The organism is Rosettibacter primus (genome assembly GCF_036860675.1).
Classification (GTDB): Bacteria; Bacteroidota; Ignavibacteria; order Ignavibacteriales; family Melioribacteraceae; genus Rosettibacter; species Rosettibacter primus.
The window spans coordinates 390,061-404,147 of sequence record NZ_JAYKGK010000001.1 but is presented as its reverse complement, the minus strand read 5'-3'; the positions used below and the strand labels follow the sequence as shown (position 1 = coordinate 404,147).

The following is a 14,087-nucleotide window of genomic DNA, read 5'->3' as shown; positions in this document are numbered from 1 at the left end:
AAAAGGGGTTGTATGTTCAATAAATTATTTATTAGTATAATTATTCTTTTATGGTCACTGAATATTTATGCTGTTGATAAATCGAATTTCAAATTATTTTATGTCAAAGAAATTAATGATAATACATTTGTGTCATCACAGAAAACATTAGGAAAGTTTGTTCCACTTAGCGGGAATTTAGAACAACTAAAAAATTTTTTTAATTCATTAAAGAATTCTAAAAATCAGATTATTAGAATTGCTCATTATGGAGATTCATTAATACAGGGAGATATTATTACAGAATATTTGAGAGAATATTTCCAGGAAAAATTTGGAGGCAAAGGAATTGGCTTTTTGTCAATCATCTCAAATGATGTTAAGATGAAAACGAGTATCAATCATTCTTATTCTGACGACTGGACGTATGCTTCAATAATAACAAGAAATCCTGATAATTTACCTCTGGGGATAAGCGGAGCAGTTGCTATTCCTAAGATAAACAGCTGGATTAAATATGAAACAACAGATAATCTAAAATCAACAAGCAGTTTCAATACTGTGAAAATTTATTATAGTAATGCAAAAAATTCTGTAATACAATACAAAGTAAATAATGGCAAAGCTGTTGAAATTACCTTGGATGATGGAAACACACTCAAAGAACTAAAAATAGATTTGAATGTTGCAGGTAAATCATTTGAGATGAAATTTTTGTCTGGCAAAGCTCCGTATATTTTTGGAATTAGTTTGGAAAGTGGAAATGGTGTTTATGTAGATAATTTCCCAATGCCAGGTAATTCAGGAGTTTCATTGTTGAATATTTCTGAAAATGTATTAAAAGATTTTCAAAAGTATTCTGATTATTCATTAATTATTTTAACATATGGGGCAAATGTAAATGCACCTAATAAAGAAATATTTAATTACTACGAAAACAAAATGATAACAGTTATAGAATATCTAAAAAAATGTTTTCCAAATGCAGGTATAATACTTGTTGGTGTAGGTGATAAAACAATGAAAATCGGAAATAAGTTTGTAACAAATCCTGATGTATCGCTATTACTTTCAGCACAAAAAAGAATTGTTGAAAAATCAAAAATTGCTTTCTGGAATTTATGGGAAGCTATGGGCGGGCAAAATTCAATGAATGAATGGGTCAATTCTAATCCTCCTATGGCATTAAAAGATTATTCTCACTTTACACAGTTAGGAGGTAAACGAGTAGCTCAGCTTCTCTTTGATGCGATAATTGATTCATACAATAAAGAAAAATAATTTTTAATTTTTTCCTTTATGAAATTGCAAGTTAATTTCCTCTACTTATACCAATCTTTTAAGTTCTTCTAATAACTTATTTTCTTGCAATAGTTTAAATAATAAATTATATTCACCTGCAAATTGTATGAATCTGAGCCAAGGAAGAAGAAAGTGTATTTAGTTGAGATGGAATGGAAATATTTTTATTCGAAAATTGATTAAAAACAAATTTTTTTTCTGGCATTTGTTTTGTTTATAAATTTCTGCTAATAATAGACTTAATATGAATAAAGATTTATTGAAATACCAAATAGCATTAGACAATCGTGAGCTAAAACCCCCCAGAAGAAATGAAGCTAAGGAAAAATTACGAACAATAATTGTATCTGGATTTTTATCATTATTGTTGATTATAACCATTATTATAACCATGCCTCTTACTATTTTGACCTGGAGCGGATTGTTTGTTTATTCGTCCATAGTTTCTCTGGTTATTTTCTTATTTGTGCTTTTATTTAGATACTTTGGAATTTTATTTATGGCATATTTTTATAATACAAGATACACAGTTCAAAGCAAACCGGGTTATTATCCTTTTGTTTCGATTATTGTACCTGTTTATAATGAAGGAAAAATATTAAAAAATTCTATTGAATCACTTCTGAATCTTGATTATCCCAATTATGAAATTATTATAGTTAATGATGGTTCGACTGATGATACAGCAGAAATTGGAGAATCACTTGTAGGTTATCATAAAGGAAGAAAAAGTCTAGTCAAAATTTCTTTAATTAATAAACAAAATGGCGGCAAAGCTAAAGCATTAAATGCAGGGATTCAATATTCCGAAGCACAGTTTGTTTTATGCATGGATGGAGATTCTCAATTAACACCCGATACTTTACGAGCTGCTATGAGACATTTTGTTGACCCAACAGTTGGAGCAGTTGCTGGAAATGTAAAAGTTCAAAATAGAAAAAAAATTTTAACGGATTTACAAGCCCTTGAATATTTAGAAGGATTAAACTTAGCTCGAAGTGCTCAGGGATTTTTACAAATGGTGAATATAATTCCAGGCCCAATTGGTGTTTTTCGTAAGTCAACATTACGAGATGCAGGATTTTATTCAAGTGATACATATGCAGAAGATGCAGATATTACACTTAAAATTTTGGCAAAAGGCTGGAAAATTATTTATGAACCTAATGCAATTGCTTATACAGAAGCACCTGCAACAATTTATCAACTTTTAAAACAAAGATATCGCTGGACTCGTGGAATTTTGCAAGCAATTAGAAAACACAAAAGATATTTGTATAATCCCACATTAAACTTCAGTAATAGTTTTATATTGTGGTCAATGTTCTACGAAGCTTTAATATGGCCAGCGATGAATATCTTTGTTAATCTTTACTTTATAATCATAGCATTGCTTTATGGAATTCATATAACTTTGTTCTTATGGTGGGTTGGTATAGCAGTTCTCGATTTAATGTCTGCAGTTTATTGTGTAGCAGCAGAAAGAGAAGAATTTCGTCTTGTACCATTTGCGATTATTTATAGAATATTTTTTATTTTACTGATAGATGTAACAAAAGCAATGGCAACAATTGAAGAATTTATCGGAATAAGAATGACATGGGGAAAACTAGAAAGAATTGGAACCCCTGCTTTAGAATCAACACAAGGTATCAAGGCATTTAAGTAAATTTTATGAGGTAGAAAATGGAATTAATTCCAATATTATCGTTAATAATACTCGTAGCCACAGTGTCGACATTTATCCTGGCAGTAGGTGCTTATATTTTATATAAAGTCAGAGAGAGAAAAGGAATCGCAGCTCAAGCTCCTCAACCAGCTGCTATACCTGCAGAATTAATTACTCCAGCTCCATTAGGCGCAGAACAAAGAGCAGCAGCACCCGGAAGAAGAACATATGAAGTTGTTCAACCACAACAAGAATATGGTTACGAATACCAGAGACCTTCTCCTTATGAACAAGAAGAATCTAAAGGTCCTGAATTAAGACCAACTTTTGTTGGAGCAGGACCACGTCAATTTCAAGCAGAAGAATTTCCACGAAGAACGGATGAACAAATTTCCGGTTCAATTGCTGAACGCTTTACTCCTAAAAGAAAATTTGTCAGGTATACAAGCGAAGGTTATGAAGAACCTGCAAAACAAGAGAAAAAACAAGAGGACAATCTTAGGTGGCGGTAATTGAAAACAGAGGTCTTAGAGTTAATTATTTGATAATATTTTTAAGTGGTCTGGTTCTTCTTATCACAGGAATTCTTGTTTTTTTGCTTATAGTAAAAAATATTTATGGAAGTTATGAACTAAAAGAAATATTGCCTACCAAAGAAAACTTAAAGTTAATTAAAGGTGATTTAAAAACTAAGAAAGTTGCAATTCTCTATTCTCAATACACTGAAAATATGCTACCTGCCGGCAGTACTTGGCTTAAAGATAATATTGATACATGGAAAAGATTTATTAAAAATTCTAAGATGAATTATGATATTATTTCTGATCAGGTTATTGAGTTAGGTGAACATTTTGATTACAAATTAATTGTTCTACCAGGAGCCAAATCTTTAAGCGATAAACAACTTGTTCAATTGAAAAAATATTTAGAAAATGGTGGAAGTTTATTTGTAACAGGTGGACCAGCAACTTATTCCGATGAAGGTAAATGGCGTGGCTGGGATTTTTTTACAGAAGTTTTTGGTCTTAAGTTTAATAAAGAAATAAAACCTGAAGAAACTTATAAAGTTCATACATTAAGAGGAAATTTACCTATTACTGCTGGAATTCCTACAGGTTATGCTCTTAAGATTGCAACCTGGGATAGACCAATTTATGCTGAAGTTCTCGAACCCCGAACAACACAGGTAAGTTTCTGGTATGATTTCAGAAGAGAAGCAGGATTGGTGCGAGAAGAAATTCAAAAAAGTGCAGGAATTGCTTATGGCACTTATGGCAACGGAAGATTTGTATGGTATGGATTTGAGTTGAATTCAGTTTTGGGTGTTCAAAAAGATTTTGTTTATTTTGAAAAATTATTTAATAATTCATTGAACTGGCTTACATATCAACCAACAGCTTATGTTAAAGATTGGCCATTGGATTATAATGCTGCTCTAATTTTTATTCCAACCTTGAATCAGAATATTAGTAATGTTAATCTTTTAAAAAATATAATTGACTTTAAACAATATCCTGCAACTTTTTTTATTGATCCTATTTCAGCTGCAAAAAATTCTAATCTAATAAAGTCATTAGCGAAACTTGGCGATATAGGTGCTGTTGTTGACATCGGTTATATAGAATCTCCAGAAGATACCGTGAATGAACTTTTTAATAAGGAAACTCAATTTCTTAATTTGAAAATTGCTAAGGATACTTTGCAAAAAATTTCAGGTAAAGAAGTAAAAGCTATTATGCCATTATACGGATATTATAATGATAATACACTTCAAGCAATGTCAACTTTTAATATTGAGTTTCTTGTTACAGATTCGCTTACAGATAGGTCGGTTCCAGAATTGAGAGTTAGAAATAATAAACAAATTATGATAATTACTAAAACAGCAAGAGATGATTATGAAATAGTAAAAAAATATGGCCTTACAAATGTAGATTACCAAAGATATACTTATGAAGAAGATGTTGATAGAATTCTGTTTGAAGGAGGATTATATGTTTTTAAGGTTCATACAGAATATCAATTACAACCGGATTATATTTCTGTTGTGAGAGATATTTTAAGATATGCAAAAAGTAAAAAGATTTGGATAACAACTCTTTCTGAACTTCAAGCTTGGTGGAAAAAACGTCAGCAGATCGAAATTCGTTATGAAACAAGAAGTAAAAGAAGAATTTCTGTTGAGTTTACAAATCCAAGTGATTTAAAAGCCGAAAATCTTGTTGTTCAAGTCAATCTTAATAAAAAAGTAAAAAATATAGATGTTTCTACAGATATTATTAATACGCCTATTCCTAAATATGAAATTAGTAGAAATGGACAAATTATTAATTTTTATCTTGATAAAATGGACCCTCACGAAACTCGTTCTTTACTAATAGATTTTGAAAATGTAGATTAAATGTTAAAAGAAAATTTTTCCAGTTAACAATAAAATACTATGATTAATTTTGTTAAAAATATTAACCACAAAAGAATTATTAAGAAAAATATTTTTACTTTTATTGTAATAATAATATTAATAAGTTGTGTTGAGCCTCTAACAGATTCAACACAAAGTGTTGCCCCAACAATAGAAATTATAAAACCTGTTACAGGTGATTCGGTAATGATTGGTAAAAATGAAGTTGAATATAAAGCTGTAGATGGAACAGGAGGACAAGGTTTATCTTTTTATGAAGTATATATTAATAATAAATTCACAAAAAAATATTTGCAAAATGATGATGGAACTAATCCTAAAATTTATCTTGAAATAGATTCTACATTATTGGGAAGCACAATTAAATATTTTATAAAAGTATATAATAAAGCCGGGAAAGCTAAAGAAAGCAAAGTTCAGGAAAATATTTATGTTAAAGATAAGCCTCCTGCTGCTCCTTCTAATTTGATTATTAAAAAAACTAGTGATTATTCTGTTACTCTATTGTGGAATGATAATTCAAATAATGAAAAAGGTTTTGAAATATGGCGTAAAGATGGCGGTGGGGGAACTTACCGAAAAATTAAAAATCTCCCTGCAAATACAATAAGCACAATTGATGATGGAATTTCTCCTTTTGTGGATTACTTTTATAAAGTTAGAGCTTATAATGATTCAGGTCCTTCAGATTTTAGTAATGAAGTTGGAACCTCAAGCTTACCTGGAGGACAGTGGAATCTACAGGCAGAAGCAATTGGTGCCAGTTTAATAATTCTTAAATGGAACGATTTTGCAGTAAATGAACTTGGATTTAAAATTGAAAGAACTAATCCTTATACTAATAACTGGGAAGTAATTGATATTACTGCACCTAATCAAACAGAATATGAAGACAGCAATGTTCAACCAAGTACTGCATATAAATACAGAGTAGCTTATTTCACATCAAATTCAATTAGCGGATACTCTAATGAAGCATCAATTTCAACATTCTACACAGATGTCGATGGTCCTACAAATCTTTTAGGTTACTACTCATCTGGCGTGGTATTACAATGGACAAATAATGATAAATTGCAGATAACCAAAGGCACAATAATCGAAAGAAAAACAGGAACCGATGGGAAATTTACTGAAATAAGTACAATTGATTCTGATGCAACTTCATTTAATGATGTAAATGTTCAATCCGGTAAGACTTATTATTACAGAGTTCGGCAGAAGTTAGCAAGTAGAATTTATACCCCATATTCAAATACAATATTTATTACAATACCTTGATTGATTTAAGAATGGAAGAATTAAAACATAGTAAAACGTCTTCAAAAGTTCAGAATGAACTTTTAAATATGATAATAGATAAAAATGGCAAGATAATTGCCTTGAATCCGGCAATAAAGAAAATTATTCCAGAAGCTGCTCCACAAAAAAATTTTTTTGAATTATTTGATGAAGAAACTGTTATTTCACTTCAGAGAATATTTTTAGATGCTCGCAAGTATGAAATTATAGGGAGAGATTTTGTTGAAATAAAATCAGGTGGTAAAACAAATATTTATGAGTTTATATTTTCGCCTCTAAGAAGCGAAAGTAATATCTATTTTTATATTGATATCTTAGAAAAAGAACAAGCAGAACAGAAACAAAATATTGATAAGTTTTTTATTGCAACTTCCGAAATTGAAAAGATTTGCAGTAATAAGAAAATACATTCCATAATAAACAGAATTAAATTAACATTTCCTTTTACTTTTATTGAGAAAGCAAAAATTCAGAAAGAAATAAATGAAATTGACGAGTATTTCTGGTTGAAGGATGCTTCAGGTAAATTTATTTTAATTAATGAAAAATATGCCTCTTCTCTTGGTTTTACATCTTCACAGCTTGAAAATAAGAGAGAAGAAGATTATCTGCCTAAATATTTAGTCCCTCTTTACAATAACATTAATAATTATATTATTAATTCTTCTAACGCTGTAATCATTGAAGGAAGTACTCCAATTACTAGCCAAGCAACAAGGAATATAAATATAGTTCAATTCCCAATTTGCGACTTAGATAATAAAGTTGTTGCAATCATAGGATTTTCACAAGAAATTGAAGATAAAAGTAAATCCTCAGAAAATCTTATTGGTGATGTATTAATCAAAAATCTCCCTTTACCTGCATTATTCTTGAACATAGAAAACAGCATTACTGCTTATAGTGATATTTTATCATCATTCTTTGAATTTAAGTCAGATATTTTGAATAAAACTTTATCAAAAATATTCCCTAAAGATTTTACTGAACAAATTCATAATTACATTTCTAATTCACAGCAAAAAGAAGTTTTAAAGTTTCATTATAAATTTGATGATGAGAGCAAATTTGATGTAGATGTGACTGCTCAAAAACTTTTCGATGAAGGTGTATTCATAGGCACAATAATATTATTTTCAAAGAAAGAAGCAGAAGAAATTTATCCTTCACAACAAGTAAATGTGGTGAATTTATTAATGCAGAATATTTCTGAACCAATGTATGTATATGATATAGAGAATTTAAAATTTCTTGAGGTTAATGATTCCGCACTAAAATTGTATGGTTATAAGCGAAATGAATTTTTAAATATGGATTTAACTGATTTATTTGCTCCAGAAGATATCCAGACTTTGATACAAAGTAGTGATAGTAAATCCTCTTTTTCTTTAACAGGTCCATGGCGGCATAAAAGAAGTGATGGAACTTCATTGTTGATTAATATTAATCGAATACCAATTGATTATAAAAATAAAAAAGCTCACCTAAATATTATTAGAGATATTACAAAAGAATTTGAAGAAAAGAAAAAGATTCAGCTTTTTCAAAGTATTTATGAAAACACAAGTGATTTAGTTATTCATACTGATAGAGATGGTTTTATTGTAGATATTAATGATAATGTCCCTAAAAAAATTGGTTATTCTAAAAAGGAATTGGAATCAAGACCATTGATTAGTCTTGTATCTGATGAAGATAGAGCAAAAGTAAATAAGACAATTTTCCATTCAGGAATTTTAAAACCAGTATCAATTGAAGTAAAATTAAAAAAACAATCTGGAGATTTTAGAAAAGCTAATTTGATTGCCACACCTATTAAAAATTATCAGAGTGAGATAGAAAGTTATATAATTATTATAAAATTAGTCGAGGAGCAACGAGAGGAGCAAGAACAGAGACAATTTAGTGAAGTAATCTCGAGTATTGATTCTGCTTTTCTTTCAAGCATGTTTCATGAAATATTAACACCATTAAATGTAATAATTGGTTTTACACAGGAACTATGGGAAAGTATAGAATCACCTTCAAATGAACAAAAAGAATCTATTGAAATAATTAAAGATAACCAAAATATTTTAATGCAAATTATGGATAATGCAATTGAATATTCTACCTTACTACAGAAAGAAGTTAAAATTAAACCCGAACAAATAATTTTAGAAGATGCTATTGAAGAGATAAAAAGAAGTTTAATAAAAGAAGCAAGGTCAATTAAGAAGGAGATTATTTTTGAAAATATAAATTTTCAAGCAAAACTGGAAAGCGATAAACAGAAATTTATAACATTAATAAATCTTATTATAAAATTTGCGTTAAGTATAACAAAAGAAACAAAATTATTTGTCTCATTTTATGAAAAGGATAGTGAGAACTTATCGGTCGCAATAAAAGATACCCAGAATTCTATTACACCTTTACTTTTGAAAGGAATGCAAGATGTATTCTCGGAAGAAGAAACAGCAAGCAGAAAAAATTATGGTTTTTCGAGATTTTCAATTAGACTTGCTAAAAAATTAATTGACCTCTTATCAGTAAATATTGAAACTATTAAAAAAGAGGAAAGTGAATCTGAATTTGCATTAATATTCCCTAAAAAATTTATTTTGAAAGAAGATATAAGCATTGATTTAGGAAAATCTATAATAACTGAAACAAGAACAGTTGTTCAGACCTCAGAGAAAATTGAAAAACAAAGAGAAAAACCACAAAAAGAATTAGATTTATCCCAGCTTTCATGTTTGTATTTAGAAGACCAGATAGATTCTCAGATTTTGTTTAAAAGTCAGATGAAAGAATTAAAAAGTATAGAGGTTGCTCCAAGTTTAGAAGCTGCATTGCCACTGCTTAAAACAAAAAGATTCGATTTTTTGATAATTGATATAAATCTTCAAGGTGAATATAATGGACTTGATGCACTTAGAATAATACAGAAAATACCAGGTTATAAAAATATACCTATGATTGCATCAACAGCCTATATGCAGCCAGGAGCACGCGATAATTTTATAGCTGCTGGATTTACTGATTTCATTTCAAAACCACTCCTCAAAGAAAAAATAGTTGAAATTTTAAAAAGAATTTACCAATAAATCACATTTTTAGTATTTTGCTTGCGAATTAAAATTATTTATAAATTTTACCAAAGAGAACATTATGACAAACAAATATATTGCATATTATGATTCTCCTATTGGTAAAATTAGAATTACTGCTGATGAAGAATCAATTACAACTCTTTATTTTATTCTTGAAATGGATGGGATTGAATTAGAACCAATGTTGATTAATGAACCATTAGAAAAATGTCTGGAACAACTTGATTTATATTTCAAAGGGGAATTGAGAGAATTTGACTTAAAGCTTAATCCTTCTGGAACAGAGTTTCAAAAGAAAGTATGGAAAGAAGTATTAAAAATTCCTTATGGAAAAACAAAATCTTACCTTGAATTATCTCAAATGCTTGGAAATGAGAAATCGATAAGAGCAGTAGCTCGTGCAAATGGAGAAAATAAAATTGCAATAATAATTCCCTGTCATAGAGTAGTTGGTTCTGATAAAAGTTTGACTGGTTATGCTGCAGGGATCTGGCGTAAAAAATGGCTTTTAGACCACGAAGCAGCAATCGTAAGTAATGAACGTCAATTGAGTTTATTCTAATCTAATAAAAAAATATTCTTCTATAATAAAGTTTTATTATTATTGTTAAACATTCTTTAATTTTTTTGTGAAGTTTTAAGTGTAAGTTTGTTATAAATTATCATTAATATTGTTGCAAGCAATCCAATTCCTGCCATAATTAAAAAGATTATTTGTGGTTGATGTTTTACTGTAGAAAAAGTTTGATATACCCATCCTCCAAAAGCACCTCCAAATCCCCAGGCAATTGCAATTGGTAAAAATGCATAACCTTGAAAAAGTGCAGCTTGACCTTTTGGTGCTAAATCAGCAACATATTCATAAAATCTTGGTGCTTGAGTTTGTTCTCCAATTGAAAAAGTAAAAATTCCCAGAATAATGACAGGAATACCAATTGGAATTTTTGTACCAAATGCATTTATAAAATTTCCATTTGTTAATGGTAAAACAAAAAACCACATTAACCATGCTATTGTTGCAAGAATGAAACCAATAATTATTGCTTTTTGAGTAGAGATATTTTTTGTTAATCTGTTAACTGGAATTTGAAATAATATTATTGTCCATGCGCCGGTTGATAAGATTAATTCTATTGGAGCTTCAATAGAAATATAATCCGAAATGTAAAAAGGAATAATTATGAAGAATTGCCAGAATAAAACCCAATATAATCCAAATATTAAGAGAAAAGTGATAAACCTAAAATTTCTTAATACCTTAAATAAGTTTATTATTACTGTCTTTAAATCCTGCTTTGAATTTTCCGATTGAGCAGGAGGATTTTTATAAAAAATTCTTGTTATTAAAAACATTAAACCGCAACTGACAGCAGAAATTAAATAGACGAATTCTATTCCAAAAATATCTCTAACAAAAAATGCAAGAAGCGGACCAATTGCGGCTCCAATGTTGACAAGCCAGTAATAAATTGCATAACCAAGAGATTTTGTTTCGCTAAGTGTACTTAATGCTACAGTTCCCAGCACACTTGGTTTTATGAATGAACCTCCAATTGCAGTAAATGTTAAAATTATTGCAAGAAGCCAGTATAAATCTATGTTATGATATAGACCCGAGAAAATTTTCATACCTGTAGAACCAATCAGAAAATATCCAGTTGCTAAAACACCAAAAGCAAATGAAAATGCTTTTTTGAATCCAAACTTATCTGCTAATGCCCCTGCAAAAATTGGAAGTAAATAAATTAATCCGCCAAAAATTGATGATAATTGTCCAGCTTGTAGTTCATTGAATTTTAAGTGGTCTCTTAAAAAAATACTTAATATTGTTGCTTGTCCATAATAAGCAAGCCTTTCAAATAATTCCATTCCATTTGCGACCCAGAATGATGTATGAAAACCTTCTTTGAGTTTTTTTACAGATGAAGATAAGTTCATAAAAACCTCATTTTGATTACTATAATAATAAAAACAAATTTATATTAAATTGAAGAAATATTACACAAATTTTTATTTCAATAATTACATGAAAGAAATTTTATTTGTTAATATTTGCTATTACAATACAGTCTAATTAAGTTTAACAGTCAGTTTCTTAATTAATTTTAATCAATAAAAAAAGAAAAGAGAAATGAAATACTTCAAACATGAAAGTGCTTATATTGATGAAAATGTTGAAATTGGGGAAGGGACAAAAATCTGGCATTTCTCTCATATACAATCCGGTGCAAGAATAGGGAAATTTTGTGTAATTGGTCAAAATGTTAATATCGGGAATAATGTAATAATTGGAAATTATGTGAAAATACAAAACAATGTATCTGTATATGAAGGTGTGACACTCGAAGATTATGTTTTTTGTGGACCCTCAATGGTTTTTACAAATGTCTTAAATCCTCGAAGCTTGTATCCACAAAAGGGTAGTGAATATTATATTAAAACTCTTGTTAAGTATGGTGCTACACTCGGGGCAAATTGTACAATAGTTTGTGGAGTAACAATAGGAAAATTTGCTTTTGTGGGGGCTGGAGCTGTCGTTACTAAAGATGTGCCGGATTATGGTCTTGTTGTTGGTAACCCGGCAAAGCTAATTGGCTGGATGAGTGAAGCCGGTGAGAAATTAATATTTGATACAAATGGAATTGCCTTTTGTAAAAAGTCAAATAAAAAATATCAACTTAAAGATGGAATTGTAGTGGAGGTAAATTTATGAAAGTTCCCTTGTTAGATTTAAAACCACAATATCATTCAATCAAAAAGGAAATTGATGATGCAATTCAAAGAGTTGTAGAATCGCAATATTTTATTATGGGTCCTGATATAACAAAATTAGAAGAAGAAATTTGTAGTTATCTTAATTGTAAATATGCAATAGGAGTATCATCTGGAACGGATGCTTTATTACTTGCTTTAATGGCTCTTGATATAAAAACAGGCGATGAAGTAATAGTTCCTACATATTCATTTTTTGCAACTGCCGGTGTAGTTGCAAGATTAAATGCTGTTCCTGTTTTTGTAGATATTGATCCAGTCACATTTAATATTAAGTCAGCTGATTTGAAAAGAAAAATTACATCAAAAACAAAAGTTATAATTCCTGTTCATCTTTTTGGTCAAAGTGCTGAAATGGATGAAATATTAGAAATTGCAAAGAAGAATAGCTTGAAAATTATTGAAGATGCTGCACAGGCAATTGGTACTCAATATAAAAATGGGAAGTTTGTTGGCACAATTGGAGATGCTGGTTGCTTCTCTTTTTTCCCGAGCAAAAATTTAGGAGGATTTGGGGATGGTGGTATTATTGTGACAAATGATGAAGAGTATTATCATAAAATGAAGATTATGCGTGTTCATGGAATGGAACCGAAATATTATCACAAATATATTGGAGGAAATTTTCGATTGGATACTCTTCAGGCTGCTGTCTTGAGAGTAAAATTGCCTTATCTTGATTCGTGGTCAGAAAAGCGAAGACAAAATGCAGATTTGTATACAAAATTATTTATTGAATCGAAACTTTCTGAAGAAGAGGGAAAAACTTCATTTGACGAAAAGAACAAAGTGTTGCTTCCAAAAGCGGTTTATAAAAATTCTGGCGTAAAAAATTATCATATTTATAATCAATTTGTTATTCGTGTTCAAAAAAGAAATGAATTAATGGATTATTTAAAAAGTAACGAAATTGGATGCGAAATTTATTATCCTGTTCCATTCCATCGTCAGGAATGTTTCAATTATCTTGGATATAATGATGATGATTTCCCGGTTGCTAATTCAGCAGCCGAAACATCTTTGGCATTACCAATTTATCCTGAACTTTCAAATGAACAAATTCAATATGTGGTTGAAATAATTACAAATTTTTTTGAGAAGTGATTCTGTAAAATCAAAAAGAGGCTGAGTAATTAATAAGTTTGTTTTTTCGTCTTTGTAAACCAGTATACAGAATGACTATTTTTTAAACAGCCTCTTTAAGTTAATTTTATCTTCGTCCTTTACTTTTTCTATCGCGTCTTGGACGAGCTTCGTTTACAACAATTTTTTTACCTTTTATTTCATAGGCATTTAATTGTTCTATTGCCTTTTCTGCTTCATTTCTATTGTTCATTTCAATAAATCCAAATCCTCTGGATTCTTGAGTGAACATGTCTCTAATAATTTTTACACTGCTGACTTTGCCGTAATTGCTAAAAACAGTTTCCAGGTCAGCATCTGTTACTTCAGAAGACAGATTTCCAACATAAATATTCATTGCTTTACTCCTTTTTGTAATTATTGAAAAACTTATCTACAATGGCTAGTAACTAAAAGTATAAGC

The 14,087-nt window shown here is 29.5% G+C and carries 11 protein-coding genes; 9 read left to right on the top strand and 2 right to left on the bottom strand.

The features are described 5' to 3' along the window. The first annotated feature begins 12 nt into the window (after positions 1–12). The 7 genes from VJY32_RS01750 (at position 13) to VJY32_RS01720 (ending at position 10,331) form a co-directional block, all read left to right on the top strand. On the top strand, positions 13–1,260 hold the full coding sequence (locus tag VJY32_RS01750; RefSeq protein WP_353676154.1) for an SGNH/GDSL hydrolase family protein: 1,248 nt from the start codon (positions 13–15) through the stop codon (positions 1,258–1,260). Positions 1,261–1,525: 265 nt separating this feature from the next. Further along, positions 1,526–2,950, top strand: coding sequence for a glycosyltransferase family 2 protein (locus VJY32_RS01745; RefSeq protein ID WP_353676153.1), 1,425 nt, complete (start codon positions 1,526–1,528; stop codon positions 2,948–2,950). A 17-nt stretch (positions 2,951–2,967) separates the two neighbouring features. Further along, a complete protein-coding gene (locus tag VJY32_RS01740; RefSeq protein ID WP_353676152.1) occupies positions 2,968–3,462 on the top strand; it encodes a hypothetical protein in 495 nt (164 codons plus the stop codon). After that, positions 3,453–5,351: a hypothetical protein gene (locus tag VJY32_RS01735; protein ID WP_353676151.1), complete on the top strand. Its 1,899-nt coding sequence runs from the start codon at positions 3,453–3,455 to the stop codon at positions 5,349–5,351. Before VJY32_RS01740 ends, VJY32_RS01735 begins: the two co-directional genes overlap by 10 nt. Before the next feature lie 39 nt (positions 5,352–5,390). After that, a complete protein-coding gene (locus VJY32_RS01730; RefSeq protein WP_353676150.1) occupies positions 5,391–6,653 on the top strand; it encodes a fibronectin type III domain-containing protein in 1,263 nt (420 codons plus the stop codon). Positions 6,654–6,664: 11 nt separating this feature from the next. Beyond that, positions 6,665–9,763 carry a PAS domain S-box protein gene (locus VJY32_RS01725; RefSeq protein WP_353676149.1) on the top strand — a complete coding sequence of 1,033 codons (3,099 nt, stop codon included), beginning with the start codon at positions 6,665–6,667 and terminating at the stop codon, positions 9,761–9,763. Between the two features lie 64 nt (positions 9,764–9,827). Continuing rightward, a complete protein-coding gene (locus tag VJY32_RS01720) occupies positions 9,828–10,331 on the top strand; it encodes a methylated-DNA--[protein]-cysteine S-methyltransferase (protein WP_353676148.1) in 504 nt (167 codons plus the stop codon). 56 nt (positions 10,332–10,387) lie between these two features. Here VJY32_RS01720 and VJY32_RS01715 read toward each other — a convergent pair whose 3' ends face one another. After that, a complete protein-coding gene (locus VJY32_RS01715; RefSeq protein ID WP_353676147.1) occupies positions 10,388–11,707 on the bottom strand; it encodes an MFS transporter in 1,320 nt (439 codons plus the stop codon). 193 nt (positions 11,708–11,900) lie between these two features. On the opposite strand from VJY32_RS01715, the gene VJY32_RS01710 reads away from it, so the two are divergent. Further along, positions 11,901–12,482, top strand: a complete 582-nt coding sequence (locus tag VJY32_RS01710) for an acyltransferase (protein ID WP_353676146.1) — start codon at positions 11,901–11,903, stop codon at positions 12,480–12,482. Then, complete coding sequence (locus tag VJY32_RS01705) at positions 12,479–13,645, top strand: DegT/DnrJ/EryC1/StrS family aminotransferase (protein ID WP_353676145.1); 1,167 nt, start codon at positions 12,479–12,481, stop codon at positions 13,643–13,645. The genes VJY32_RS01710 and VJY32_RS01705 overlap by 4 nt, the downstream gene beginning before the upstream one ends. A gap of 106 nt (positions 13,646–13,751) precedes the next feature. Here VJY32_RS01705 and rbp read toward each other — a convergent pair whose 3' ends face one another. Next, the gene (rbp, locus tag VJY32_RS01700) at positions 13,752–14,021 is read right to left on the bottom strand and encodes an RNA-binding regulator (RefSeq protein ID WP_353676144.1); all 270 of its coding nucleotides are present in this window, start codon (positions 14,019–14,021) and stop codon (positions 13,752–13,754) included. Positions 14,022–14,087 lie beyond the last annotated feature (66 nt).